This is a genomic window from Phycisphaeraceae bacterium, from assembly GCA_015709595.1.
Lineage (GTDB): Bacteria > Planctomycetota > Phycisphaerae > Phycisphaerales > SM1A02 > CAADGA01.
This window is the reverse complement of sequence record CP054178.1, coordinates 3,229,850-3,254,177: the sequence shown is the minus strand read 5'-3', so window position 1 is coordinate 3,254,177 and position 24,328 is coordinate 3,229,850. Positions and strand designations below refer to the sequence as shown.

General features: G+C 67.3%; 27 protein-coding genes and 2 pseudogenes. 10 read left to right on the top strand and 19 right to left on the bottom strand.

Going from position 1 to position 24,328, the window contains the following annotated elements; translation table 11 throughout:
• Nucleotides 1–51: 51 nt before the first annotated feature.
• Entirely contained in the window at nucleotides 52–1,050 is a 999-nt protein-coding gene (locus HRU76_13815) for a tyrosine-type recombinase/integrase (protein ID QOJ18595.1), read from the bottom strand.
• Between the two features lie 14 nt (nucleotides 1,051–1,064).
• Here HRU76_13815 and HRU76_13810 point away from each other — a divergent pair, with 14 nt between their 5' ends.
• The 3 genes from HRU76_13810 to HRU76_13800 are packed head-to-tail and all read left to right on the top strand — an operon-like array spanning nucleotide 1,065 to nucleotide 2,018.
• Nucleotides 1,065–1,361, top strand: coding sequence for a hypothetical protein (locus HRU76_13810; GenBank protein QOJ18594.1), 297 nt, complete (start codon nucleotides 1,065–1,067; stop codon nucleotides 1,359–1,361).
• Nucleotides 1,324–1,650 (top strand): type II toxin-antitoxin system RelE/ParE family toxin, encoded by a 327-nt coding sequence (locus tag HRU76_13805; protein QOJ18593.1) that lies wholly within the window; start codon nucleotides 1,324–1,326, stop codon nucleotides 1,648–1,650. Before HRU76_13810 ends, HRU76_13805 begins: the two co-directional genes overlap by 38 nt.
• 2 nt (nucleotides 1,651–1,652) lie before the next feature.
• Entirely contained in the window at nucleotides 1,653–2,018 is a 366-nt protein-coding gene (locus HRU76_13800; protein ID QOJ18592.1) for a hypothetical protein, read from the top strand.
• Nucleotides 2,019–2,182: 164 nt separating this feature from the next.
• On the opposite strand, the gene HRU76_13795 is transcribed toward HRU76_13800, so the two are convergent.
• A complete protein-coding gene (locus HRU76_13795; GenBank protein ID QOJ18591.1) occupies nucleotides 2,183–2,761 on the bottom strand; it encodes a hypothetical protein in 579 nt (192 codons plus the stop codon).
• 73 nt (nucleotides 2,762–2,834) lie between these two features.
• On the opposite strand from HRU76_13795, the pseudogene HRU76_13790 reads away from it, so the two are divergent.
• A pseudogene (locus HRU76_13790) lies at nucleotides 2,835–2,930 on the top strand (polymer-forming cytoskeletal protein).
• Between the two features lie 142 nt (nucleotides 2,931–3,072).
• Here HRU76_13790 and HRU76_13785 read toward each other — a convergent pair.
• From HRU76_13785 to HRU76_13735, 11 genes are all read right to left on the bottom strand, one after another.
• Nucleotides 3,073–3,831, bottom strand: coding sequence for a hypothetical protein (locus HRU76_13785; GenBank protein QOJ18590.1), 759 nt, complete (start codon nucleotides 3,829–3,831; stop codon nucleotides 3,073–3,075).
• Nucleotides 3,828–4,346: a hypothetical protein gene (locus HRU76_13780; GenBank protein QOJ18589.1), complete on the bottom strand. Its 519-nt coding sequence runs from the start codon at nucleotides 4,344–4,346 to the stop codon at nucleotides 3,828–3,830. The genes HRU76_13785 and HRU76_13780 overlap by 4 nt, the downstream gene beginning before the upstream one ends.
• Before the next feature lie 120 nt (nucleotides 4,347–4,466).
• A complete protein-coding gene (locus HRU76_13775; protein QOJ18588.1) occupies nucleotides 4,467–4,667 on the bottom strand; it encodes a hypothetical protein in 201 nt (66 codons plus the stop codon).
• A 79-nt stretch (nucleotides 4,668–4,746) separates the two neighbouring features.
• Complete coding sequence (locus HRU76_13770) at nucleotides 4,747–5,505, bottom strand: hypothetical protein (protein QOJ18587.1); 759 nt, start codon at nucleotides 5,503–5,505, stop codon at nucleotides 4,747–4,749.
• 169 nt (nucleotides 5,506–5,674) lie between these two features.
• On the bottom strand, nucleotides 5,675–6,151 hold the full coding sequence (locus HRU76_13765; protein QOJ18586.1) for a hypothetical protein: 477 nt from the start codon (nucleotides 6,149–6,151) through the stop codon (nucleotides 5,675–5,677).
• A 173-nt stretch (nucleotides 6,152–6,324) separates the two neighbouring features.
• Nucleotides 6,325–6,528, bottom strand: a complete 204-nt coding sequence (locus HRU76_13760; protein ID QOJ18585.1) for a hypothetical protein — start codon at nucleotides 6,526–6,528, stop codon at nucleotides 6,325–6,327.
• Nucleotides 6,525–7,139, bottom strand: a complete 615-nt coding sequence (locus HRU76_13755; GenBank protein ID QOJ18584.1) for a hypothetical protein — start codon at nucleotides 7,137–7,139, stop codon at nucleotides 6,525–6,527. The genes HRU76_13760 and HRU76_13755 overlap by 4 nt, the downstream gene beginning before the upstream one ends.
• Nucleotides 7,136–7,915 (bottom strand): hypothetical protein, encoded by a 780-nt coding sequence (locus HRU76_13750; GenBank protein QOJ18583.1) that lies wholly within the window; start codon nucleotides 7,913–7,915, stop codon nucleotides 7,136–7,138. Before HRU76_13750 ends, HRU76_13755 begins: the two co-directional genes overlap by 4 nt.
• Before the next feature lie 35 nt (nucleotides 7,916–7,950).
• Nucleotides 7,951–8,415 (bottom strand): hypothetical protein, encoded by a 465-nt coding sequence (locus tag HRU76_13745; protein ID QOJ18582.1) that lies wholly within the window; start codon nucleotides 8,413–8,415, stop codon nucleotides 7,951–7,953.
• Nucleotides 8,375–9,613, bottom strand: coding sequence for a hypothetical protein (locus tag HRU76_13740; protein ID QOJ18581.1), 1,239 nt, complete (start codon nucleotides 9,611–9,613; stop codon nucleotides 8,375–8,377). Before HRU76_13740 ends, HRU76_13745 begins: the two co-directional genes overlap by 41 nt.
• A 60-nt stretch (nucleotides 9,614–9,673) precedes the next feature.
• Nucleotides 9,674–10,735 (bottom strand): hypothetical protein, encoded by a 1,062-nt coding sequence (locus tag HRU76_13735; protein ID QOJ18580.1) that lies wholly within the window; start codon nucleotides 10,733–10,735, stop codon nucleotides 9,674–9,676.
• A 604-nt stretch (nucleotides 10,736–11,339) separates the two neighbouring features.
• On the opposite strand from HRU76_13735, the gene HRU76_13730 reads away from it, so the two are divergent.
• Together HRU76_13730 and HRU76_13725 are read left to right on the top strand one after the other, a co-directional pair.
• Nucleotides 11,340–11,612 carry a hypothetical protein gene (locus HRU76_13730; GenBank protein QOJ18579.1) on the top strand — a complete coding sequence of 91 codons (273 nt, stop codon included), beginning with the start codon at nucleotides 11,340–11,342 and terminating at the stop codon, nucleotides 11,610–11,612.
• Between the two features lie 157 nt (nucleotides 11,613–11,769).
• Nucleotides 11,770–12,357: a transcriptional repressor gene (locus HRU76_13725; GenBank protein ID QOJ18578.1), complete on the top strand. Its 588-nt coding sequence runs from the start codon at nucleotides 11,770–11,772 to the stop codon at nucleotides 12,355–12,357.
• Between the two features lie 101 nt (nucleotides 12,358–12,458).
• On the opposite strand, the gene yacG is transcribed toward HRU76_13725, so the two are convergent.
• From yacG to HRU76_13700, 5 genes and pseudogenes are all read right to left on the bottom strand, one after another.
• Entirely contained in the window at nucleotides 12,459–12,662 is a 204-nt protein-coding gene (gene yacG / locus HRU76_13720) for a DNA gyrase inhibitor YacG (GenBank protein QOJ19198.1), read from the bottom strand.
• 231 nt (nucleotides 12,663–12,893) lie between these two features.
• Nucleotides 12,894–13,088, bottom strand: a pseudogene (locus HRU76_13715) (tRNA (adenosine(37)-N6)-threonylcarbamoyltransferase complex ATPase subunit type 1 TsaE).
• Nucleotides 13,085–14,080 (bottom strand): thiamine-monophosphate kinase, encoded by a 996-nt coding sequence (locus HRU76_13710; GenBank protein ID QOJ18577.1) that lies wholly within the window; start codon nucleotides 14,078–14,080, stop codon nucleotides 13,085–13,087. Before HRU76_13710 ends, HRU76_13715 begins: the two are co-directional and overlap by 4 nt.
• The gene (locus tag HRU76_13705) at nucleotides 14,073–15,350 is read right to left on the bottom strand and encodes a hypothetical protein (GenBank protein QOJ18576.1); all 1,278 of its coding nucleotides are present in this window, start codon (nucleotides 15,348–15,350) and stop codon (nucleotides 14,073–14,075) included. Before HRU76_13705 ends, HRU76_13710 begins: the two co-directional genes overlap by 8 nt.
• A 93-nt stretch (nucleotides 15,351–15,443) precedes the next feature.
• The gene (locus HRU76_13700) at nucleotides 15,444–17,774 is read right to left on the bottom strand and encodes a hypothetical protein (GenBank protein QOJ18575.1); all 2,331 of its coding nucleotides are present in this window, start codon (nucleotides 17,772–17,774) and stop codon (nucleotides 15,444–15,446) included.
• Nucleotides 17,775–17,948: 174 nt separating this feature from the next.
• Between HRU76_13700 and HRU76_13695 the strand changes: the two genes are divergently transcribed.
• From HRU76_13695 to HRU76_13680, 4 genes are all read left to right on the top strand, one after another.
• Nucleotides 17,949–19,568: a S41 family peptidase gene (locus HRU76_13695; protein ID QOJ18574.1), complete on the top strand. Its 1,620-nt coding sequence runs from the start codon at nucleotides 17,949–17,951 to the stop codon at nucleotides 19,566–19,568.
• A gap of 19 nt (nucleotides 19,569–19,587) precedes the next feature.
• Nucleotides 19,588–20,643, top strand: a complete 1,056-nt coding sequence (tsaD, locus tag HRU76_13690) for a tRNA (adenosine(37)-N6)-threonylcarbamoyltransferase complex transferase subunit TsaD (protein ID QOJ19197.1) — start codon at nucleotides 19,588–19,590, stop codon at nucleotides 20,641–20,643.
• Nucleotides 20,644–20,662: 19 nt separating this feature from the next.
• Nucleotides 20,663–21,226, top strand: a complete 564-nt coding sequence (locus tag HRU76_13685) for a peptide chain release factor-like protein (protein QOJ18573.1) — start codon at nucleotides 20,663–20,665, stop codon at nucleotides 21,224–21,226.
• A gap of 113 nt (nucleotides 21,227–21,339) precedes the next feature.
• Nucleotides 21,340–22,581 carry an amidohydrolase gene (locus tag HRU76_13680; GenBank protein QOJ18572.1) on the top strand — a complete coding sequence of 414 codons (1,242 nt, stop codon included), beginning with the start codon at nucleotides 21,340–21,342 and terminating at the stop codon, nucleotides 22,579–22,581.
• 58 nt (nucleotides 22,582–22,639) lie between these two features.
• Here the strand turns inward: HRU76_13680 and HRU76_13675 are convergent, their stop codons facing one another.
• On the bottom strand, nucleotides 22,640–24,274 hold the full coding sequence (locus tag HRU76_13675; GenBank protein QOJ18571.1) for a SpoIIE family protein phosphatase: 1,635 nt from the start codon (nucleotides 24,272–24,274) through the stop codon (nucleotides 22,640–22,642).
• Between the last annotated feature and the right edge of the window lie 54 nt (nucleotides 24,275–24,328).

Below are 24,328 nucleotides of genomic sequence, written 5' to 3'. Positions count from 1 at the left end.
ACGGTAAGTGCCCCACCACCGTCAAGTTGGGGGGTGACGGTGGATCGACCACTAGATGTTGACCCGCTCGACCTCGGTCAGTTTCAGTTCGTCCCCGGTGCGGTCGTAGAGCCGGGTCGTGTTGATCGACTTGTGCCGCGCGATGCGGCGGGCAACCTCCAGATTGCCGCCGTTTTCAAGGTAATTCGTGATGGCGGTCGCGCGCATCGTGTGCGGCGTGGCGATCGTCTCGATGCCCGCCTGCCTGGAACGTGTTCGGATGATGTTCGCCACCATCGCGCGGTTCATTCGCGCCCTGGTCAACGTGCGTTTTCGGAGGTTGGTCGGGTCGGTGGCGACGAACAGCGGCCCCGCCCACTCGCCGCGGCGCTCAATCCAGCGGTCGAGGACCACGCGCAATTTCGAGTGAACGGGCACGGCGTGCGCGTGTCCCCCCTTCACCTGGAAGCGAAGGAACTTCACGCCCTGGTCGCTCACCAGGTCGGCCAGGTCGAGCGCGCAGACGCTGCTCACGCGCTGCCACGTGTAGAGCATGGTGGCGATGACGGCGCGGTCCCTCAAGTCGCGGTCGGTGTCGCCGTCGATGCAGCTGAGCAGTCGCGTCGCCTCGTCGCGCGTGAGGCACGTCGTCGCACCGATCAGCCGTTTGAAGCGCGGGCCGCGCACGCGAAGCGCGGGATTCTCGTCGATCACCCCGCGCTCCGTCAGTCGCCCGTAGGCCCCGCGGATGGCCGCCAGACGCTGCTTGATCGTCGCGAGGCTGCCGCGGTGCGTCTCGATGAACGACGCAACCTGGAGCGTCGTCGCGGCCTCAAACGTGCCGCCCTGGTCCTCCAGCCATTCGGACCACTGCTGGAGCGCCCGGTAGTAGGCGGCGCGGGTGTTGGGGTTGCGGATTTCCGCCGTCAGCCATTCGAAGATGACCCGCGCGGCCTCGGGCCGCGTGGCGCGCATCATCTGCCGATGCAGGGGGTCGGTGATGAGGAGCTGCGTGTCGGCCATCCGTGGCACTCGCATAAAGATGAGGATTATGCCGCGACTCGCCTGCATGGTAGACTATCAGCATGGCACGAGGCAACTCCATCCAGGTGACGCTTCCCGTTCGGGTCGTCCGGCACATCGGCCAGGTCATGGCATCCGGGCACTACAAGAGCGAAGCGGAGGTTGTGCGCGACGCCCTCACGAACTGGGCGAAGGGGCGGGAGCGCCTCAATCGGTTGATCGATGAGTCGAGGGCTTCGTTTGCCCGGGGCGAGGGGATCCCGGTCGAAGAACTGATGAGGCGGCTTGAAGCGAAGATCAAACGCGCGCAGAATGCCAGTCGTGAAAGCAGTCTCCGTAAGCCGCGCCGCCGCTGCTGAAGTGGACAGCATCCTCGATTGGTACCTGTCCCAGGGCGAGTTTGATCGAGCGGTGAAGGTGCAGACCAGTTTCGCCGCGGCCTTTCGGCGCATCGGAGCCAATCCGGGAGTTGGTCACTTCCGAGATGACCTGACGACTCAGCCGGTGCGGTTCCTCAACGTGCATGGGTATCTCGTCGTCTACGAAGAGACGGACTGCGAGGTGCTGGTGCATCATGTCCTTCATGGCGCGCGCGACGTGGAGCGGATTCTTCACCCCGATCGCCCGCCGCGTGACGATGAGGATTGACGATGGAACGTCTCACCTACCGATCCGTTGAAGGGAGCAAGGGCGATCCGTACCCCGCGTGGCTTCGCGAGCTGCGTGGGGAGAGCGGCGTCTACATCATCCGCGATCGAGCATCGCGCGAAGTCCTGTACGTGGGAGAGTCGCACACGGGGCGTCTCTACGCCACGATCACGCGGCACTTCCAGGCGTGGGACAACAGTCAGAACACCGCGGGGCCGACCTACTGGCGCGATGATGTGGAAGTCGCGGTGCGCGTTCTCTGCGGCGGCGCGTGCGAGAGTGAGCCGGAGCAGGACCGATTGATCGCGCTGCTTGACCCGCGCGACAATCGACTCGTGCCCGCGGACGATGAGCCCGCGCCATTCTGATGCTCGTTTGCCCCCACCCGTGCGCGAAGAAGTCGGGAAAAAGTGCAACGAGCAGCCGCGTTTCTGCGCGACGGCGCGGCTGGTGGCCACTCTCGTCAGTTTCGACGATGCCCGCGGTCTCAGGTGGCATCGTCACCGCCGAACACGACGATGATCGATCGCACTCAAGGCGGCGTGATGCTGAAGAAGTCCCATATTCTCGTTGCCAAGGTGGAGCTGGCATCACCCATTCCCGCACGGGCCGGTGCGCCATAGGTGGCGTCGATCGCCGAGCCGATCCCCACGCCGTTCAGAGTGGCCTGGATCGTTGAGCCAACGATGCGGCAGCCGAACGTGTCCGCCGCGGTGAAGGCCTGAGGGATGGTGCTGAGCGTGGCCAGCACCCCCGCATCAATCCGCTGGATGAGGATGGTGGTTCCGAGTTGTGCGCTGACCGCGTAGCCGTTCTGTGTGGCGGGGTTATACCGAGCAAGAACCCAGCAGGCGGTGTTGATGCCGACAGTCGTCTTGCTGCCCTGGACATGAAGATCGGTGTAACTGGTGAACCCGTTGTAGGTGACGACGCTCCTCGGATCGGGGGGTCCGACGGCACCGAGCACGGAGTTTTGCAGATTGCCCGCGTTGAGTACCCATGTCCCTCGCAGCACGTCGAAATCCGTCAGCGCGAATGTGCCCGTGGTGGCGCTGAACGGATGGAACCGGCTGGCCTGCATCAGCGCCTGGATGTTCTGGCTGTTGTCCACGTAGCCCGCGGCGATCGGCCCGAGCTCGACACCGATGACGGGCGTGGGATGGCCGAGCGGTGGGGGAGTGCGTCCGATCGTCCTTCCACCTCCGCCGCCTCCACCTCCGCCGCCTCCACCCCCGCCAGCGCCTCCGCCGCCTCCACCCGCGCCGCTGCCTCCTCCGCCGCTGCGGTGGCCGCCTGGGGCCATCCCGCCGCCCTGGTCATGTTCCGGCCTGGCCCGTCGGCGACGCCGTTCCTCGTCAAGCACGTGCTCCACGAGCCGACCGTAGGATGCAGGATCGTTGGGGTTCACCCGCGCCATGGCCGTTAGCGGTTGCCGCGGAACGTGTTGGGGTTGTTCACCAGGCCGACGTTGATCTGAATGTCGGCCCAGCCCTGCACCGTGCCGCCAGCCACGCCGATCAGATTCACGTTGGCACCGTCCAGCACAAGCGCCGCCTGGAGCTGCGTCGCCAGGGGGATGCGATCGACGAAGGGGCTGAAGTGCTTGTGCGTCACGAACTTCATCGGCACGGTGTCGCTGGCGTTGCCAGGCGGGAACGACTGCCGGTAGATGAGCCCCAGCGATCCGACGCCGCTCGTCTCCAGTGTTGACACGATGCCTCCGCTCAGCCCTGGTCCGCTGCGCCACGCGCCGACGACAGAGGGCAGATTCGTGCCGATCCACAGCTGAGCGCCCAGCCCGCGTGCGTTCCCCCAGGCATTGCCCGGCACGGAGCCGGGCGTGTGGTTGCAGCTGATATTCTCGATGCTGATCCCAAACACCTGGAAGTCCTGTCCCGGGTTCTGACCGGCGGTCCATTCGCCGAGCCCGAACCATCCCGCCTGCCCCGCACCGATCACAGTGCCCGCGGGAACCGGCACGCTGGTGAAGCTCGCGCTGAGCGTGAGCAGTTCGGGGAACAGATCCGTAAGGGGTGAGTAGGTCTCGCGGTTCTCGTGCGTGGGCGGGTTGCTCGTGGGGTCGATGGGCAAGGGGCGGCGAAAGCCCGCCGCGACGGCGTTGTAGCCGCCAGGGCCGAGCCCCTGCGATCCGTCGCGGAAGATGCCTCGGTGCTTGCTCATCGTCTCGGCGTTGCATTGATGCCCTGGAACAGCACTTCAACGTCGATGATCGGCGTGGCCACGCCGCCGATCGCGGGCAGGTTGTTCTCCACCTCGATCAGGATGGTGGAGTTGGCGGGCACGTAGACGCGGGAGGGCAGGAACCACGGATCACCCGGCTCGCCCGTCGTCAGGTCCATCGGAACGCGCTGGTTCTGGTAGGGCATGTTGGCGATCGACCAGCCCCAGCGGATCATGCCCAGGTTGGCGTTGGTCTGCCCCGCGAGCGTGTCGCGCACGATGCGCGGAATCTTCGCCTGGGGCACGGTGCCCGCGGGCGTGTTGGCCGCGTTGAAGCGCGCCCGGGCCGCGATGCCCTGCACGATGAAGTCGTAGCCGCTGGTGATGTTGATTGAGCGGCTGGCGACCTGGCCGACGGTGATCGCAAGGATTGGCCCGCTGGTGTACGTGAAGTAGTAGGCGTTCGTGACCGGGTTCCCCGCCTGGCCGCCCAGCTCGCCGAGCACATCAGCCACGACTGGATTGATGCAGCTTCGCATAATGCTTTCCTTGCCTTCGCCCTATCCCGTGGCGCGAGAAGTTGGAAAAAAGTGCCACGAGCAACCGCAGTTCCGGGCCGCAGTGCGCCGGAACGGTCAATCCTGCAGCGCGGCCTTCAGCTCGCCGATGAGCGCCCGCAGCGCTTCTGGCTTGCACGTGAGGACCGGCTTCAAGTCGCCGCCCGATGCGTCCACGCGCACCAGGTTCGGGTTGCTGACGATCGCCGCGATGATGTCGTCATCGCACCCGGAGTCGTTGGAGGCGGCGGGCTTGCTGCTGGCTCGATTCTTCGCCATGTGGGTGTCCTTCGTTGGGGGTGTGAGTCAGAATGCCCTGGCGGGCGTCTCCGCTCGCCAGGAGAGAGAGGCCCCGCGATCATCCCTGCGCGGCCGGGATGACCAGTTGACCGAGCATTTCGCACATGAGAACGCCCGCCGTCGCGCCCGCGTCGCCTTCCATCGGTCCGCGGCCGGCCTCGGAGAACGACACGGCGGTGAGGTAGTCCACCGTGAGCTCGAAGGTCTGGTTGGGCGCGATGGGGAACGGCTCGTAGAACTCCCAGCGGTTGCAGAACACAGGCGCGCCGTTGGTCACCTGGTTCATCATGGTGCCCAGGGAGTTGGCGGCGGCGCTGGTGTCGAGCATGTTGGACACGCCGGGGTTGGACACGACGCCCTTGCCGCTGGGGAAGTTGGTGAGCCCGAACACCTCGAAGATGTCGCGCTGTCCCACTTTGAACGTGACGACGCCCTGGCTCATCAGCTCGCGCACCTTCTCATTCCACCGCCAGGGCCGCGCCAGCTGGTCCGCCGTCGCCGCGGCGATCGCCGACAGCGAGAGGGACGAGTTGGCCACCGTGGCGCTGCAGTGAGCGCCCTGGCGATCGAAGGCCGGCAGGAAGTCGAAGCTGATGCTGCGCAGCAGGAAGCCGTAGTTGGCTGGGAACTGATTGGGCGTGTCCAGGTTGGTGATGCCGCGGGCTCGCGGTTCGTTGAAGAATCGGAATTGCGTGCTGCCCGCGGTGGGATAGTTGACCCGGTGGTAGTAACTCTGCGGCGTGGTGAGCGTGGCGTCGCCGTCGCCCGGGATGCCGCCTGCGATCTGGCGCATGCGCTGCCGCACGAGCTCATCCATCGGGAATCCGTTGTTGCCCGCGCGTGCCGGTCGGCACACGATGTCTCTGACTGCTGAGATGCGTGACATGGTTCACCTTTCGGGGGATTGTGTGTGAGTGGGATCGGGAAGGCCTGGGGCGTCGCGGTCCGGGGAGATCCCGCGCCGCCCAGGCATGGCAATCGCGCCGTTACGCGGCCTCAACCACCGTGAAATTCAGGCCCGGCTCCGAGTCGTACCCGGCCATGTTGTCGCAGCCGAGCAGCGCGGCGGGATCCTCGTCCTCGATGAACTCGCCGGTGACGGGGTCGTACCCCATCAATCCGGCCAGGTCGGGGTCGATGTCGTATCCGCTGAGGCCGCCGCCCGGCAGCTGGAGATTCGCGGCGCGGAGCGCATCCAGAGTCGTGGACGCGATCGCGCCGAGCGCCAGCGCGTTGGCGATCTTCGGCGCGCTGCGGTGCAGCAGCATCTTGGCCGCGATGGCGATGCCCACCTTTCCCGCGACGCGCGCCCAGGGCGATGTCTGGAGGGCCGCGATGGGGATTTTCCCGATCAGGAAATCGGTCACCAGGGCGCCGCCCGCGATGCCTGCCCCCTGCATGAGGAACTGCATGTCGATCTTGCCGCGCGGCGCGGAAGCTCGGCGGCTCCGTCGCCTGCGCACGGTTGGCGCTGCGCGCCGTGTTCGTCGTCGCTTGCGTGCCATGCTGGTGATTCTCCTGGGAGCGCGGCGGACGCGCCGCGGTGTGCGTGGCTTGGTGGCTCGGCTCCGGGCGGTCTTTCGCCGTCGTCGCCGTCGCTTGGTCGGGTTGCTGAGGAGGAGCGTCGTCGCCATGTTCAGTCGTCCTCGATTTCGCCGCGGCTGCTGGTGCGGGCCGGGATGACCAGGTGGGAGCGGTCGGTCGTGGCGTACAGCACCGACTTTGCGCTGGTGAACTTGTGTCGGAACGTCTTGCCGTTTTTGACGTACTCGATGACCTTGGCCAGCCCGATGGGGCGGACGCTCAGCTGGGTGCCGTTGTCGGTGGTGCGCTTGCTCACTTGAGCGCCCTCCACGCGAAAAACGCCAGGACCGCCAAGGCGATCAGTCCAGCCGAGCCCGCCAGCCGCTCCAGGATGCCGCCCTGGCTCATCGCGCCGTCGATGACGGGCGTCCACGACTTCGCCGTCAGATCCCAGTCCTGGGCGACCTGGCGGGCAATCGTCCACGACTGCGCGGAGAGCTCAGGCAGGAACGTGCGCACCACGTTGTACAGCTGCCGCAGCTCCTGCTCGCGTTCCGTCAGCTGCTCGTAGTAGGTGCCCGGAGGCATGTGTCGCAGGATTACCGGCATCTGCTGGATGCGTGCATCCACGTCGTCGGGAAACACCGTGCCGCCGCCGGCCTTCACCAGGGCCTCGCGCTGCAGCTCATTGACGCGCTGGGCGAAGATGATGAACTCACCGAGCGCGTTGATGAGCGATCGCTCGGGCAGCGACAGGGCGCGGCCGTCCCGCGCCGCCGCGTCCTGGAACTCCTTGATCTTCGCCTGGGCGCTCTTGATCCAATCGACCAGCAGGGAGCCCGCGCGCACGGCGTACTCCGTGGGCGTGCGCAGCGGCGGCGTGACCGCCTCTCCGTACTCGTCGATATGGCTGGGGAAGGCGGTCATTTGAGAAGTCGGGGAAGCAGCAGCAGGGCCGCGCCGCCGATGGCGACGGGCATCACCCATCCCGGCATCGCGGGGGCCGCGGGCGGCGGGGGAGCGGGCGGCGCGGGTGGGATCAGCACCTGCGTCGGCAGGGCCGAGAGTTTGGCGACCTGCATGCGCAGATCATCGGCCTCGCGGCGCGCATCGAAGATGGCTTGCGTCCGGTCCTGCCGGGCTTGCAGCTCCGCGGCCTTCGCCTGTTTCTCCGCGGCCTTCCGCGCTTCCCTCGCGGCGAAGATGTTGCTGATGCCCCCAAAGATCGAATCGATGAAACCGATCTCCTCGTCGTACCAGCCGCTGAGGCCTCCGCCGCGCCGCTGCGCATTGGCCAGCTGAGCGCGGAGTCGTCTGAGCAAGTCCTGCATCTTCCGCTGCGTGTCCAGCAGCTTCGTTTTTTGCGCTGGCGTCGCCTTCTGGAGCCGCGAGGGGATGCCCGCGAGAATTTTGGCCGCGTTGGCGATTCGCTGCCGGAGCGGCGCGAGGTTGACGTTGGCGGCAGGACGCCTGGGCGAGGCGACGCGCGGCCGTGCCGCCACGCGCGGCCGCGGGGCCACCGCGGCGCGGACGGGTGTCCGCTGGGCCGCGGCGCGCCGTTGCTGTTGGCGTTGCAGCAGCGCGATCCGCTGGGCGGCGGCGACTCGCGCTGGTGAAACGCCCGCACGTTCGGCCTCGACCGTCAGATGCTCGATCGATCGCGCGACCTGTTCTGGGGTGGATGCCGTGGGCGGCTTCTGCATCGACTTGGGGCACGTGCCGAGGTAGTTGAGCATGGTCAGATGGCCCTGAATACGACTTGACGCGCGACGCCCTCCGGCCACCGTCCGACCGGCAGGCCTTCCTGCACGTCCATCGGGATGATCGCGCCGCCGCGCACGCGCGCGGCGGGGAAGACATGCGTGAGCCGCTGGGTGCGGCCGGCCACGACGAAGTATGGCTCCAATCCGATCGACCGGATGAGCGCCGCGGCGAGCATGGCCAGGTCATCGCAGTCGGCGGCGACGTTGCCGTGCTGCTCGATCTCCTCGATCAGCTGCTCGGGTGTGCGCAGATGTTCAACGCCGAAGGGATCGGCCTTGAAGGAAACAGCCGCCCCCAGGAACCGCGCGACGGCGCGCAAGTGGTCGATCGGGTCGCGGCTGTGAACGTGTGAAGAAATGCGCGAGGCGAGCGAGTGGAGTAGAGGCGAGTGCAGGGCATCACGCACGACTGCGCGCATTATGTGCAACGTCGCGAGCACCCTTTGGTCGGGATCGCTTGGCAGCGGCAGCGTCGCCGTCAGTTGTCGGCTGGGCGGCTGGTTGGGATGCGTGCGAAGCGTCAGCGGCATCGATGGGGGGGCTCGATGCACTCGCCGGACTCACTCCGGAAGTAGTATCGGCTGGATCGCCCTCGGAGTCAAGAAATGCGGCGCGGACCTCCCGCTCCACGGCCAGCAGGAAGTCGCGGCGCTGTGCCAGGGCCGGGTCCAGGTTGCCGAGCATTCCCGCGAAATGCCCCTCGTCGTAGCCGTCGATCGCCGCCTGGATGGTGTCCTCGCCGAGCAGGTCGATCACCACGTTGCTGTACGTCGCCGGGTCGGGATCGTGCTGAGTCACGGCGATGCGCAGCACCTGGATGAGCGTCTGAACGGAGTCGGGGAGTGCCGCGCTCGGCGCGCCCTCGGTGGCGGCGGGCGCTGGCTCCACCGGCTGGCCGTTTTCGAATCGACGCGGTCCGGGCATCGCACCGTTTGTCGTGGGCGCGCCGCTGCGCGTGAGCTGCGGAAGGCGCTGGCGCTGTCGCTGATGGTCTAACATGACCGCGATCGAAGGTGGCAGCGTCTGCCTGGGCTTGTTCATCGCCTCGATGATGCCGGGCACCATCTTGACCAGGGCGTCGGCGCTGTCTCCGTCGCGGTCCTGGTTGCGTGTGAGCTTGTCGGCGAACCGCATCATCTGCTCCATTGCGTTGATCTCGGGCATGGTGTCCGACTTCTGCCCGATCTTCTCGATGAGAGACAGGAACATCGCGCGGTCCGCCTTCGCCGCTTCCAATTGCATCTGGAACTGCTGCTGCTGCATCTGCATCAACATGCCGAACACGCCCGCCTCGGCGGGCATCGTGTAGGCGCTGGGCGCGTTCTGCGGCGCGGGCCTTGGCGGCGGCGCGATGGACTGCGAGGACTCACCAGGTGGCGCGGCGACTCGGAACGGGCGCTTCGCCTGCATCCCGCGCTTGCCGCGCTCGTAGATGTGGAGCTCATACGCCCCGCTGCCCCAGGTGCGTGCCACGGCCTCCTCGGAGAACGTGTCCACCGTGTACGTCTGGCAGATTTCGAGTCCCTGCGGACCGACGCGGTAGACCTTCAAGCTGTGTTCGCCTCCGGCGAGCGTCGAAAGGAGTTCGTCGATCGCGTCGGGCTTCGGTGTTGTGTTGGGGGGTGTCGTCGTGGTCACGGGTTCGTCCTCCGGTTTTGTGGCGGTTGGGGGCGTGCAGGATCGGCGGTCAGTGCGCTGTTAGCGGGGGCAAACAGCCCCAGCTGGCGCGGGGCTGCGGGCCTTGTGGCTCGCCTCGGCGTGTGCGGCGGGCGGTGGCAGGGGAGTTGGTACTTCGCGCGTGCGGTCGCCATGTTCTGGGCCTCCGGTGTCTGTGACGAGCGAGCCGAACCCCGCGGCTTCGATGGCACGTTTCCATCGGTCGGGGGTCCAGCCGTGATGTTGTGTGAGAGCTTCTCGGAAACTGCGCAGTGCTGTACGTGCATCGACTGGTTGGCGTGGTCTGCTCGTGGCGCGCTGCACCGCCTTCCGCACGATCGAGGCGTCGGATTCCTCGGGCGTTTTGGGCTGAGGCGTGGCTGGCTCGGGCGCTTCGCGCGGATAGCGCTCCCGATCCATCGCGGCCATCATCGCCGTGGCGCGGTCCTCGTCGGCGAGCGTGATGGTGCGGCGTTTCTCGGGGTGCCAGAGCATGGCGCAGAACGCGCGCACCGCGTCCCTGATGCCGCGGGTGTGCAGTGCGTGCGCCGCCATCTCCAGGATCTTCCGCAGTCCGTCTCGGCCTGGAGCGACGAGCCGACCGTGCCGCCCGATGTCGCGCGAGGCGGTCTCGGCGATCTCGCGCAGGCGGCGCGGGTCCGACAGGTCGGTCTTCGTCACACTCAGTCGGCACGAGCCCATTGGCCGTTCAGGCCCATTGGGTTTTGTCTCTCTGTGCTCTCTGGAATCCGACGCACGCGCGCTCTCTATACGGCGCGGCGCGCGAGCGGAAACTGAGCGGAAACGGTCACGTGTAAAAAATGACCTCGCCACCAGGATGAACCACCGCAAGGCGCGGCCGGTTTTCTGGACCGCGAGCCATCCCGCAGCGATGCACTCGGCGCGGATGTTGCGGACCTGGCGAGCGGAAACGCCGATCCTCGCGCCGATGGTGGCCTGTCTTGGAGTGACGATGGGGCGCCCTTGTTCGTCGATGTTGCCGACGCGGATCGCAGCTTCTTCGATCGCAATCAGGCACCGCATCAGGTGCCGGGCGGAACGGCTGAACCTCTTGACCGGCGTGGGCGTTGCTGCTACCGTCATGACAATCGCCTCCGTGCGATTGATCGCGTGCCACCGTCTCAGGCTGGAACCTCGTCGGGTGGTTCACGCGGATCAGGATGTCGCCCCGTGGTGCGATGCACACGAGCACCCGGGGCTGGCGCTCGGTGCGAAACGGTTACTGGATTACGAGCGGCGGCCTCGGCGTCAGCGCGCAACACAATGCGGTGCGGGCGGCATCCCACCACCTACGCGCCCTTGCGATCACGCACCGCTTGAAGTCCGAGAATATATGTTATGTAAAACCAACGCCTGGATCGATCCGTTTCGATCGACGCAACCTATTGCAGATTCACACGTTGCGTCGATCCGCCCGCGTTCCCGTCTGGATCGACCAACGTGTTCGAGGCCCTGCGGTGTTTGGAGTATGCAAAATCCCCCGTTTGGCGTGAAAACCGAGGTTTCTTCGCCCAAAGATGACGACGGTTCCGCGTATTCACGATTGAAGACGCCACGTCCCGATGAGATACTGGGAACGTGGGAGAATCCGGCGACTTGGAGACCGTTCCGCGTCTCTTCGGCTGATGACGCGGTTGAATCATCGGAAACCAACCACCTGAGCACGATTCGTGCGGGAGGCGTGACCGTGAAACTCCAGACCCGTGTGTCGCTTCGTGGGCCCAGGGGCCAGCAGTATCCCGCCGAACTCCTCGACTGGATGAAGGATGAGGACTTTGGCGAGACGCTCGTCGAGGGGCGACTGGTCATCTCCAAGAATCCCGAGACCGGGCGAATGCCGGAGCTGCACTGCTACTCCGATGATCGCTGGATACTCACCACCGGCGAAGGGGAGTTCGACATCGTCTGGACGAACATCGGGCGCAACGGCGAGGCCCAGTTCCGATCGCGCGATGACTGACCTGTCCTCCTGTGGGCGTGCTTCCGAGTCCGGCTCGCCTGGGAACCTTGGGATCGTCGACCCAGGAAGCGTTATGTAAAACGGTCGAAGGATGGCGACTCACCGCGTTACCGCGCACCCGTACACTGTGCGCATGGATTTACGCCCACTTCCATCGATGGCCTCTACCACCGGACTGCCGGACGCCGCCGCGGCCATGGCGCCGCTGTGCTCCGTGTTCCGGCGCTACCTCAAGTCGCTCAATCTCAAGTACACGCCCGAACGGGCTGACGTGCTCGACGCCATCATCGAGCGAGACGGTGTGTTCGAGGCCGAGGAGTTGCTGCTGGAGATGCGGCAGCGCGGCTATCGCGTCTCCAAGGCCACGATCTATCGCACCATCAAGCTGCTCCAGGAGGCGGGCATCATCACCCAGGCGCTCTTCGACTCGCGCCAGGCCCATTATCAACTCGTCTACGGCAAGGCGCCGCGCGACTATCTCGTGTGCGTGAAGACCGGCGAGCATGTGGAGTTCTCCGACCCGGAACTGGTGTCCATCCGCGAGCGCGTCGCCCGCCTGCACGGCTGGGAGGCGGTGGGTCACCGCTTCCAGATCTACGCGATCAGTCCCCGGGGGCGCGCCATGATGGAGCGAGAACAGAGCGCCGACGCCCGGGAAGCGGGTCAGGCCTTCCCCTCCCCCACCGAGCGAGGCGGCGCCCGCGGCCGATCGAGCCGGGCCGGTCGCGTGCGACGAGGGGGTTGACGCGCCACGGACGGGCAACGTGCTCCAGACATTGTCATCCCTTGCATGATGCGGAGCATCCACCGCTCCAGGTGGCGGCGATTTCACGAAATCCGGGTCACTCATGCACCGGGTTCATCGTCCGGACTGATCGGCCTCGAGAGGCGATGCCGCTCGCTCAGCCAGTCGCCCAGGTCGAGCCGGCGGCAACGCTCGGAGCAGAATGGCGCATCCGGGCCGTGCATCGAGGCCGGCCTGCCGCACGCCGGACACGGGCGTGTGCGCGGCGCAAGCCGAGCGAACCGTTCCGCCGCGGCGTCGGGCACGTCGATGGACACGCGCCGCTCCGTTTCGCCCGCGTGCTCCAGCAGGACGCGGACGGGCCTCTCGCGGTCGATGACTTCGGCCACGCGACTGGGCCATTCCAAGGCGATGATCGTGTCGGGATCGGCTCTCAGTTCCGACCAGCCGATGGACTCAAGGTCATCCGTTGACGCCATGCGATAGGCGTCGATGTGGGCCAGTACGCGCTCGTCGGCGCAGGGGTACTCCTGACACAACACAAAGGTCGGGCTGGAAACGGATCGCTCATCGGCGCCCAGCCCGCGGGCCAGCCCGCGCACCAGGCGGGTCTTGCCGGCGCCGAGCGGTCCGTCCAGAACGATCAGGTCGCCGGGCAGCAGACACCCGGCGAGCAGCTCACCGAGCCGCGACGTCTCTTCCGGCGAGGTCGTGAGATATTCGAAGATCACGAACCATCACCCCTTTCGTCGCGCGACGAACGATCGACCCGGTCGGCGTCGGCGTGCTCCCATCCCGCAACGGAAATGTCCACCCGCTCACCGGATGGCGTGATGGCGATGGCTCGTCCGGCTTCGCATCCGCCCCCGCGCACCACGCGCCCGACGCGCGTCACCGGCAGATTGCGCACGCGCCCGGGCGCCTGGCCCGCGGCGGTAAAGCACAGTTCGTAATCCTCACCGTCGCTCAACGCCTCGCGCCAGGCGCGGCCCGGCGTGAGGGGGATTCGACTCACCTCGATTTCGATGGTCAGATCCGCACCCTCGACCAGATGCGCCGCATCGCGTCCCAGTCCGTCGCTGATGTCAAGCATGGCGTGCAGCCGATCGCCCAGCGCCAGTCGAATCTCGATGGCCTCGTTGATGCGCGGATCGAAGGTGAGATGCTTTCCGAGCCGGTCGGCGCCGAGCGACCCCCCCACGGTTCCGGTCACGTACACCCCGTCGCCCGGCTGCGCACCGCGGCGCGTGACGGGCGGATGGGCCTCATCAATCGGCTCGGCCAGCACCGTGACCGAACACACGAGCGGCAGACCCCCGCGCGGGTGGAACGCGATGTCCCCCCCCACCAGCGGACACTCGAACTGTTCCGCGGTGCGACGCATGGCGTCGAACAGCCGCGTGGCGTTCGGCTCGCCGTACTCCGGCGGCAGCGTGACAGCGGCCAGCGTGCAGAGCGGTCTGGCGGCCATGGCGGCGACGTCGCTGAGCGAACGAGCCACCGCCTTGCGTCCCACGAGCTCGACGGGCGTGACTGACGCGTCGAAATGCCGCCCCGCGACGAGTTGATCCACCGCCGCCAGGACGCATCCGCTACCCGTACGCCCGCCGCTCGCGGCTGAAAGCGCCACCATCGCCATGTCGTCGCCCGGCGGAATCAGCACGCGCCGGTCCAGCGACGGATTGGAGGCGTAGACGTGCTGGAGCAGGGAGAACTCACGCATGATGATCGATCTCCCAGGAAGAACCAGGACCGTTCTTCGCAAGCGAGAGGATCAGCGCCGCGTGACGTGCGCTGGCCCCCTGGCGCCGGCGCACCACGGTGCGTCCTCGCTCGGCCAGCTGCGCGCGGGCGAGGGGATCATCCAGCAGTGAGCGGATCACGCCAGGCAGTCCCGCCGCGTCGGTCTGGATGATGCCGCCGCCCTTGAGCAGCGCCGCGACGGTCTCACGGAAGTCATCCACGCGCGGGCCCACGATGGTCGCCCTGCCCAGCGCCACCGGCTCCATCATGTCCGAGCCGTGCAACTCGCCGAAGCTCCGCCCCACCACCACCACGTCCGCCAGCGCGTACGCCTGCCGCAGTTCGCCGATGGTGTCGAGCAGGAATCGCCCGGTGGGGCTGCCTCGATCGCCCTTCGACCGTCGCGCGCATCCCGGCAGGTCGCGGGCGGCGTCGTCGAACCACTCAGGACGCCGCGGGGCGCACAGCAGCTGCACGCCGGACGGCGTGGCCTCGTGCAGCAGGCGATGCTCGACCGGCTCGGTGGACCCCCCCACCACCAGCGGGCGTGACCGGTCGATGCCCATCGACTCCGCCAGCGCGGCGGCGCCGGGTACGTCATCCGCGATCGTGGCGGCGTCCCACTTCATCGTGTCGGTGACGCGCACGCGGTCGGCCGGCACGCCCATCTCGACGAAACGCGCGGCGTACGACTCATTCTGTGCCGCGACCGCCGCCAGCCGCGCGAACGTGGAGCGCAGCAGCCACCGGATGCGCCGGTACCGACCAATGCTCCGCTCGGAGAGACGACCGTTGATCACGCACACGGGGATCCCTCGCCTGGTGCAGAGCGCGACAAACGTGGGCCAGACCTCCAGCTCGACCAGCGCGACCACGGCGGGGTTGATGGCGCGCAGAAAGCGGCGAACCGCGAAGGAGAAATCAAGGGGAAAACGTACGATGGCGTGCTCCACCCCGAACAGTTCGCGCGCCCGCGCCAGGCCGGTGTCGGTGGTGCAGGCGATGACCACGCGCGGTCGATCGGGATGCGCCCGCAGAATCGGCACCAGATGACGCAGGGCGTTCACCTCCCCCACCGACACCGCGTGCAGCAGCACCGTTGGAGCATCATGCGGCGGCAGCGCGGCGGCGCGTCCGAAGCGAGCCGGCCAATCGGTCCGAATCTTGCCCGTCACCAGCAGACGCACCAGCCACACCGGCAGGGTGAGCAGCAGCAGCAGAACGTAGATCAGGTCCGCGACCAGGCGCATGTGGGTGGAGTGTATGGATGTCGCGGGAAGGCGCCTCTCCGTCGCTCCGGTCGAAGTCTTCGGCACCGAGCTTCACCCCGCAGCATGGACGGACTACCGGTCGATCACCAACCCCCAGGCGCTCGAGTTCTCCGGCTGCTGCTCGTTGATCGCCCCCGTCTTGGTGACGGCGTCATTGGCACGGTTGCGCGAGTAAAAGTCCACCGCCGCGCCCAGGTCGAGCAGCAGGGAGAACGAGAACGCCTTGGTGGTGGCGTAGTGGTACGAGTCGCCGCCCGATTCACCCTGCGTTGCCCCGCCCCGTGCCTCGTAGCGGTCCTCGCCGCCCAGATCGACGAGCATGGCGATCCCTTGCATGGACGCCCCGCCCTGGCCCAGTCCGTCGCAGGTGTACGAATCATTTCCGCCCCGGTCGATGAGCAGTCCGGCGCCGATATCCCACGCCGCCCCCTGCGACGCGGCGGTCATCGAGGTGTACGTGTCATCGCCGCCGTCATCCGCGAGGATGCCGTGCGCCTGGTGCACGCCGAAGCCCTGTCCGTACCGGTTGCCGACATAAACATCATCACCCGCCGCATCGTGCAGGACGCCCAAGGCGAAGTAGTACGCCCCACCCTGCGAGAACTCGCCGGATTCGTAGCGGTCGTTGCCCGCCAGATCGGAGAGCATGCCCACGCCCCCTGCGGCGTAGTTGCGGTAGCCGAAGCCGACGCCCTGCGAGAACGAGGCGTACACGTTGGGCGTGCCGTACATGCTCGGCTGCGGCCCGTTGGCCTGGTAGTCGTCGTCGCCCTCGACATCAATCAGCGCGCCCAGCCCGCGCGGCCCGCCCACGCCCTGGCAGAGGAACTCGCCCTTGTACGTGTCGTTGCCCTTGAGGTCGATGAGCATGCCCGCGCCGTACACGGCCGCTCCCATCGACCAGTCCGTGCCGATGTAGGTGTCATCGCCGGCGCGGTCGAGGAGGAGGGAAACGCCGTAGATCGCCGCACCGCAGGAGAGCATCTGCCCCTCGTAGCGGTCATTGCCCGCGCGGTCGTCGATGAACGACAGCCCGAAGATCGCACCGCCCGGCCCCTGCTCGGGCGTGCCGGTGTAGGTGTCGTTGCCTTCGAGGTCGATGATGAGGCGCGTGCCCAGGCGCAGGCCCGTGGCGTGGTAGACATCATCGCCGCCGATGTCGTACACCGCGACAACCTTGGCCATGTCGTAGCGGTTGGGGCCGGGACCGCCGACGATGATCCAGCCGTCGCGGCTCTCGAACGCCTCGATGATCGTGCCTTCGACGGCGCCGGCGAGGGCTGCGGGCGGATCAACCAATGGACGCTCTCTCAGCGCGACCACCTCGGCAGGAAACCGCGTGGTCAGGCCGCTCAAAAGGTTGGCGAGAGGTTTCCAGTTGACTTCGACCGATCGTCGAATGACCTCGATGTGCTGTTTGGAGTGCTCGCCGCCGATGTAAAACGTGCCGCGCGGAACGCGAAGGAACTCGATGCACTGCAGGGCGGCGGCTTCGGTGCGTTCGCTCTTTCCGAGAGCCATGTCGAGCCAGACCCGCGAGAACCCAACGATGCCCCGCAGATGCGCCGCCACGGCAGTTGTGGGTCTTGCGAACTCGCCTCCCAGCCCGAACGAGCCGCCGACGCCCTCCATGCCGAGCAGCACTTCGAGCAGGTCTCGTGAGAACTGCACTGGATCGGCTGTCAGCGAGGCGGTCGCCCCGGCGCGCGTCGTCCGCGGGATCAGCCGCCGCACATCCAGCCCTTGCTGAATCTCCGCCAACTGAAACGGCCGCTCAAACCCCGCCCGCACCACCGGCAGCATGTGCGTGTCCGTGGTCTTGTCGATCCACTGTTGAAAGACCCCCGTCAGCCGCTCCACATCCTCACGCAGTCCATGCGCGGCCACCTGTTCGCCGAGCACGTTCGCCTGGTCGAACGGGTCAAGAAGCGGCGGCCCCGCAGGCCAGCGCCACGGGTCCGTCAGCGTGTTCGGGCGGCCGATCGTGCCCGTCCACTCATCCTTGTCCTCCAGCGTCACGGCGATGGTTCTGCGCTCGCCGGTGGTCTCCACCGACGCGGGAATGTTCGCGGTGCCGCGCGTTGTCGCCGGCTCATACTCGATGGTGACGGTCGTTCCGGGGGCGCGCGACGCGATGTAGGCGTTGAACGCCGCCGCGTTCATCGGCCGCCCATCGACCGCGATCAGCACATCCGGGCGCTGCAGGTCGAAGGCGCCGGATCGCAGCGATGCTCCGTTGAGCGGGCCGGGAAAGAACCATGTGAAAACTGTCTGTCCCGAGCCGTTGTCCACCACGTTGGCGCCGAGGTAGCCCTGCTTCGCGGGTTCGCTGGGGGGTTCAACACCGAGGAACACGGCGAGACACAGAGCGGGATTCGGAAGGAGACGTGAAGGATTCAGCATGGCCGTGCTCCCGGTGTCGTGATCCAGGCCCATCCGCGGCAGGCATGACCAATCCGCCGCCGCGACCGCGGGTTTCGTGGTCCGCAAGCGTCACTCCGCGACAGGATGGTAACCAGGCGCGATCCGGCCGGTGAAAGGAGCGTCGTATCATTGGCCGCCTTTCGGAGTTTCCCCATGCGACTCAAGTCCAAGGTTGCCCCGGTGCTGCTCGCCCTGCTGCTGGGGTCGCTGTTCATCCAATTGCCTCTGGCCATCGCCTCGAGGGCGGATGACTACGAGTGGTTCGACCCCATCGTCATCGTGCGCGGGCTGCTGCTGGAGAACTTCGTCGAAAAGCCAGACGCCCCCACGCTGCAGCGCATGCAGGAAGCCACCATCGGCGCGATGGTCGGCTCGCTGCGCGACCCGTACACCGAGTTCGTACCCGCCTCGCGCATGGCGGATTTCGACAAGCAGCTGCGCGGCACGTACGTGGGCATCGGGGCGGAAATCGACATCGTCAATGACTACCTCACCATCGTCACCCCGATGGACGACTCGCCCGCCCTCGAAGCGGGGGTGATGGCGGGCGACACCGTGCTGGAGATCGAAGGCGAATCGACGCGCGGCAAGAGCGCGGAGGAATGCATCGCCATCCTCACCGGCGAGCCGGGAACGCAGGTGACGATCAAGGTCCGCCGCGTCACCGGCGAGGAGGAACTGCTCACCATCACGCGCCGGCGCATCGTCACGCACACGGTCAAGGGCATGCGCCGCATCGGGGAGGCGTGGGACTATCGAATCGACCCTGAAATGGGTATCGGCTACATCCGCATCACCCAGTTCGTCTCCACGACCACCGAGGACACCGCCAAGGCCCTTTCCGAACTGGCGAAGCAGGATCTGAAAGGACTCATTCTCGACGTGCGTTTCGACCCCGGCGGCGAGCTCGACGCGGCGGTGGCCATCGCCGACATGTTCCTTGAATCCGGGCGCGTGGTGTCCATCAAGGCCCGTAACGACGAACGTGTCTATGAGGCGACGGCGCCCGGCACGCTGACCGGCTTCCCCATCGTGGTGCTGGTCAACGAAACGTCGGCCAGCGCCAGCGAGATTCTCGCCGGCGCGTTGCAGGACAACGGCCGCGCCAAGGTGCTGGGCGAGCGCACGTACGGCAAGGGCAGCGTGCAGGAAGTGCGCATCCTGCCCAATCGAATGGGCCAGCTCAAGATGACCGCCGCCTATTACCACCTGCCCAGCGGGCGCAACCTGCATCGCAAGCCCGACAGCACCATGTGGGGCGTGGACCCGGACGACGGCTTCCGCGTACCCATGACCAACGATCAGTACCGGGCGATGATCCAGGCGAGAAGGCAGTACGAGGTCATCAACAGGCCAGTCAACGGCGACCAGAAGTGGAACGATCCTGCGTGGATCGAGAACGAGGTGAAAGACATCCAACTGGCCCGGGCGCTGACCGCCATCCAGACCAATCTTCGAACGGGAACATGGCCCCGCGTCGGCGAAGCCACTGGCGACCTGGCGGCGCTGGATGACGAGTTCGAGCAGGCCATCGAGTTTCGCAACCGCCTCGCCGCTCAACTGGAGGAGGCGGACAAACGCGTGCGAGAGATGCGCCAGCGCGCCGAAGAGGCGGGTCGCGAGCGCCTGGTGCCTTCCGACGCGGACACCGCCGGTGCGGTCATCACCGTCACCGACGCCTCGGGCAGGGTGATCGGCGCGTATCGCGTCCGACCCGGCGGCGACGTGGAGCAGGCCCTGGCCGTCGCGCGCGTCGAGAAGATCGAGCGGTGACCCCCGAAGGTTCCCGGTGATTCCCAACCCGCTCATTCTCGGCATCGAGTCCAGTTGCGATGAAACCGCCGCCGCCGTGGTCGAGGGCGGCGTGCGCGTACGCTCCAGCGTCATCGCCTCGCAGCACGACCTGCACGCGGAGTACGGCGGCGTGGTGCCCGAGATCGCCAGCCGCGCCCATGTGGAGCGCATCCTGCCCGTCATCCGCGCCGCGCTTGGTGAGGCGGGCGTCACCTACGACGACCTGCACGCCGTCGCCGTGGGACATCGTCCGGGGTTGATTGGCTCGCTCATCGTGGGCGTGAGCGCGGCCAAGGCCTTGGCGTGGTCGCTGGGTGCGCCCCTCATCGGCATCGACCACGTAGTCGCCCACCTGCATGCCGCCGCCCTGAATGCGCCGCCCATCGAATTTCCCGCCCTGGGGCTGGTGGTGTCCGGCGGGCACACCTCGCTCTACGCGATGCAGGGCCCGCTGGAGTTGACGCTGCTTGGCCGCACGATTGACGACGCCGCGGGCGAGGCCTTCGACAAGGGCGCGAGCATTCTCGAACTGGGCTATCCCGGCGGGCCGCTGATCGATCGACTGGCGAGGGTGGGCGACGACCGGGCCGAGGACTTCCCCGTGTCGCGATTGGATCGTGAGTCGCTGAACTTCTCGTTCTCCGGCGTCAAGACCGCGCTGCTGTACGCGGTGCGGGGCGTGCCGCAGGGCCGCGGCGAACACGCGGGCTTCGAGCGCAGCGCGGCGGATCTGACGCCGCAGCGCAAGGCGGACCTGGCGGCCTCGTACCAAAGGGCGATCGTGCGCGCGATCCGCCTGAAGATTGAGCGCGCCCTGGAGCGAGTCGCTCCAATCAAGTCGCTCGTGGTGGGCGGCGGGGTGAGCGCCAACTCGCGCCTGCGGTCTGAACTGGCCGACCTTGCCGCAGAGCACTCGATGACCCTGCGCCTGCCTGCGTTGGCCTATTGCGTGGACAACGCCGCGATGATCGCCGGGCTGGCCGCCGAACGCTTCTGCCGGGGCGACTTCGACGACTTCACGCTGGCGCCGGCGACGGATTCCACCATCAGGTGACCCGCCCCTACGATCGCCCATGACCGCCGCGCGTCGCCCCCCCACGACTCTACCCACAACTCCCCCCACCACATTGCCGCCTCACCCGGCCATGCTTGAGCCGGACACGCTGATGAAGCAGTGCACGGTGGAGTTCGGCCGCGCTTCCGGCCCCGGCGGGCAGCATCGCAACAAAGTGGAGACTGCCGTCACCATCACGCACACCCCAACGGGCGTCAGCGCCAGCGCCACCGAGCGGCGTCACCAGGCGCAGAACCGGCACGAGGCGATCTTCCGGCTTCGCCTGCGGCTGGCGCGGGATGTGCGGCGTCATGTGGACCCCGACCGCCACCAGCCCAGCGAACTGTGGCGCACCCGCCGTCAGGGGGAGAAGCTGCCCATCAACCCCGAGCACCGCGACTACCCCGCTTTGCTGGCCGAGGCGCTGGATGTCATCATCGCCCGCGGCTTCGATGTGGCCGGAGCCGCTGGCGTGCTGGGCATCACCATGTCGCAACTGGCGAAACTGATCCGTCACGACAAGGCGACGCACGCGCTCGTCAATCGCGGCCGCGAAGAACGCGGGCTGCATCCGTTGAAGTGAGCGCACGGACTGGTGGCGCGGGCGTCCCGCCTGTGATTCTTCAGACGGTGCAACATCCGCGCCGGGGATGCGTTCCCGCCGAAACGCCGAGGCCCCCGCATACCATGCCCATCATGGCCCCAACCTCCCCAACCGCCGCCCGTTCCGCCGTGTCACCCGTCGCACCGGCCGCACTCATTCGCGAATTGATCGCCGCGGAACTGCCTGACCTTGTCGCCATCCGGCACGACCTGCACCGGCACCCCGAGATCGGCTTTCAGGAGCGGTACACCAGCGAAGTCGTCCAGCGCGAACTGGCCCGCGCGGGCGTGACATTCGCACCCGGACTCGCGGGCGGCACGGGCGTGCTGGCGCACCTGCGGGGCGCGTCCGATCGCACCATCGGTCTGCGCGCCGACATGGATGCCCTGCCGATCGAAGAGGAGACGGGCGTGCCGTACGCCTCGACGAAGCCCGGCATGATGCACGCCTGCGGCCACGACGGACACACGACCATGCTCATCGGAACCGCCCGCGTGCTGGCGAAACTGGCCGGGCAGCAGACCCTTCCCAATCCCGTGTCGTTCGTGTTCCAGCCGGCGGAGGAGGGATGGGGCGGTGGGAGGCGCATGGTGGAGGACGGCTGCCTCAACGGTTCCAGGATCGGCACGCCCATCACCACCATGTACGGGCTGCACGGCTGGCCCATGATGCCGCTGGGGATCGTCGGCACCAAGCCCGGCCCCCTGCTGGCGGCGGCGGACAATTTCACCATCACCATCCGCGGGCGGGGCGGACACGCCGCCATGCCCCACCTCAACCGGGATCCGATCGTCACCGGCGCGGCGATCGTCCAGGCGCTCCAGTCCATCGTCTCCCGCACGGTGGACCCCCTCGACTCGGCGGTGATCTCCGTCACGATGTTTCACGGCGGCACGGCGACCAACGTCATCCCCGAGGAAGTCACGCTGGGAGGCACCGTGCGCACGCTCCGCAAGCCGACGCAGATGCTGGTTCGCGGACGCATGATGGAACTCGTCGAGCATGTCGCCCGCGCTCACGGCTGCGAGGGCGCGCTCGACTACCGCGATGGCTACCCCGTCACCCGCAACGACGAGCACGCGGCGGACACGTTCGACCGCGTCGCCCGCGCCACGCTGGGCGGTGACCGCGTCGTCCGCGTCGCGGAGCCGGTGATGGGCGCGGAGGATTTTTCATACTACTGCGAGCAGGTTCCTTCGTGCTTTTTCTTTCTGGGGCTCCAGGCGCCGGGTCAGCCGCCCATGGCGCCGCTGCACCACCCGAAGTTCAACTTCAACGATGACGCCATGGCGACGGGAATCGAGCTGTTCGTGCGACTGGCGCTGGAAGGGTGAGGATGCACGTGAAACGATGAACGGAATCGAGCTTGTGCTCCTCTCGTGCTGAACCCGCTCATCCCACGACCGCGATCGACGCCACGGTCGCATCATCCGCCAGCGTGGTGGTGCCCGCGAAGCGCTCCACGGCGGCGAAGATGCGGGCCACATCGTCCCCTTCGCTGCGTGATTCGTAGAGCTGCTCGGCGATGCGGTCCCGTCCGAAGCGATCGCCGTCCGGGTTGGACTGCTCCAGCAGCCCGTCGCTGTAGAGGATGAGGCGATCTCCCGGCTTCAGATCGATTTCGCGGTGGTCATACGTCAGCCCCGGGTCGATTCCCACCAGCGTGCCGTTGGGCCGGGGCGCGTGCTCCACGGAGCGCGAAGCCCGGCGGATCATCCAGTGCCCGTGCCCCGCGTCCACGTAGGTCAGCCGTTTCGTCTCGCGGTCGAAGACCCCCACCCACATCGAGATGAACCGATTGGCGGGCGAACGGTCGGCGATGTAGGCATTCACCTCATTGAGCGCGGCGGCGGGATCGGCGTGTTTGCGCAAGGCGGCGTGCAGGTGCGACTGGGTGCTGGCCATCAGGATCGCCGCTCCGATGCCTTCGCCCGTCACGTCGCCGATCGTGAGCGCGACGCGGCGGTCATCCAGCGGCACCACGTCGAACAGGTCGCCGGCGACGAAGCTGCCCGGCTGCATCCGCATGGCGTACCGAATACCCAGCACCTCGCCCGAGGCGGCGGGCACGATCATCTGCTGCGCCTCGCGGGCGGCGGAAAGCTGCGACTCCAGCCCGCGCTGGCGTCGCTCCAGATCGATGCGCTTGAGGTTGGCCAGCGCCATGCCGCACATGCGTGCGATGGCCTGGCAGAAGTCCGCCGCGTCGGATTGCACGGGAATGGTGGTGTCGCGGGCGTCGAGGTACAGGTACGCCGCGACGGCGCCGCCCAGCATGACCGGCGCGCAGAGTGCGTCGGTGATGCCCAGTTCCTCGATGCTCACGCCGAACGGCACGTCCTTCCGCTCGGAGGTCAGGCGAGAGAGCTGTCCCTCTGACGCGGCGCGAATGAGCGAGCGGCTGAAGGTGAACTCGCCCCCTCCATTCTTCTTGGAGCGGTGGCAGAGCACTTCCACGCTTTCGCCCCGGTTGATGTCGCGCAGCATGGCGGCGCGGTCAAAGGCGGTGCCCGCCAGGGCCGAGTCCACCGCCGCCTGAGCCAGTTCCGCCTCGTCCCGGGCGCTGGTGATGCGGCTGGCGCCGTCGAGGATCAGGTGCAGCCGGTGAGCCGCCAGTTCCTGCGGCGAGACGCGCATGATGCGCGAACCCCTCCCGCGGGTCGTGCCCCCCTCATCGTCCGCCTCGGTTCGCAGCGACTCCCGACGATCTCCCAGCAAGACGCGAAAGGTCCACGGACCGACGCGAAGCAGGTCGTTGTCAGCCATCGCCTGAGGAAAGTCCGGCTCCAGACGCACCGCGTTGAGATACGTGCCGTGCCGGCTCTTCAGATCGCGCACGAACCACTGCTGTCCCCGACAGGTCAGGTCGGCGTGTCGACGCGACACGGTGGGGTCGGGCAGGCAGATCTGGCACTCGCGGGAGCGACCCAGCACCGCCCCTTGCCGCCGATCCACCGCGATGGCTCGCATGTCCCCCGCCGGGTCGGGGCCTTCGATGAGTTCCAGTTTGAGCGATCCGGGGGCCATGAAGGGGCGATTGTACCGCAGCGTCGCCGATCGACTGTTCCGCGCAATCATTGA

Coding starts and splice junctions, on each gene's coding strand:
- HRU76_13810 (QOJ18594.1), top strand. CDS start 1,065: ATGGCACGAGGCAACTCCATCCAGGTGACGCTTCCCGTTCGGGTCGTC.
- HRU76_13775 (QOJ18588.1), bottom strand. CDS start 4,667: ATGGCGAAGAATCGAGCCAGCAGCAAGCCCGCCGCCTCCAACGACTCC.
- HRU76_13800 (QOJ18592.1), top strand. CDS start 1,653: ATGGAACGTCTCACCTACCGATCCGTTGAAGGGAGCAAGGGCGATCCG.
- HRU76_13700 (QOJ18575.1), bottom strand. CDS start 17,774: ATGCTGAATCCTTCACGTCTCCTTCCGAATCCCGCTCTGTGTCTCGCC.
- HRU76_13710 (QOJ18577.1), bottom strand. CDS start 14,080: ATGCGTGAGTTCTCCCTGCTCCAGCACGTCTACGCCTCCAATCCGTCG.
- HRU76_13685 (QOJ18573.1), top strand. CDS start 20,663: ATGACCGCCGCGCGTCGCCCCCCCACGACTCTACCCACAACTCCCCCC.
- HRU76_13680 (QOJ18572.1), top strand. CDS start 21,340: ATGGCCCCAACCTCCCCAACCGCCGCCCGTTCCGCCGTGTCACCCGTC.
- HRU76_13815 (QOJ18595.1), bottom strand. CDS start 1,050: ATGCAGGCGAGTCGCGGCATAATCCTCATCTTTATGCGAGTGCCACGG.
- HRU76_13695 (QOJ18574.1), top strand. CDS start 17,949: ATGCGACTCAAGTCCAAGGTTGCCCCGGTGCTGCTCGCCCTGCTGCTG.
- HRU76_13785 (QOJ18590.1), bottom strand. CDS start 3,831: ATGAGCAAGCACCGAGGCATCTTCCGCGACGGATCGCAGGGGCTCGGC.
- HRU76_13725 (QOJ18578.1), top strand. CDS start 11,770: ATGGCCTCTACCACCGGACTGCCGGACGCCGCCGCGGCCATGGCGCCG.
- HRU76_13735 (QOJ18580.1), bottom strand. CDS start 10,735: ATGACGGTAGCAGCAACGCCCACGCCGGTCAAGAGGTTCAGCCGTTCC.
- HRU76_13770 (QOJ18587.1), bottom strand. CDS start 5,505: ATGGATGAGCTCGTGCGGCAGCGCATGCGCCAGATCGCAGGCGGCATC.
- HRU76_13750 (QOJ18583.1), bottom strand. CDS start 7,915: ATGCAGAAGCCGCCCACGGCATCCACCCCAGAACAGGTCGCGCGATCG.
- HRU76_13675 (QOJ18571.1), bottom strand. CDS start 24,274: ATGGCCCCCGGATCGCTCAAACTGGAACTCATCGAAGGCCCCGACCCG.
- HRU76_13755 (QOJ18584.1), bottom strand. CDS start 7,139: ATGACCGCCTTCCCCAGCCATATCGACGAGTACGGAGAGGCGGTCACG.
- HRU76_13705 (QOJ18576.1), bottom strand. CDS start 15,350: ATGCGCCTGGTCGCGGACCTGATCTACGTTCTGCTGCTGCTGCTCACC.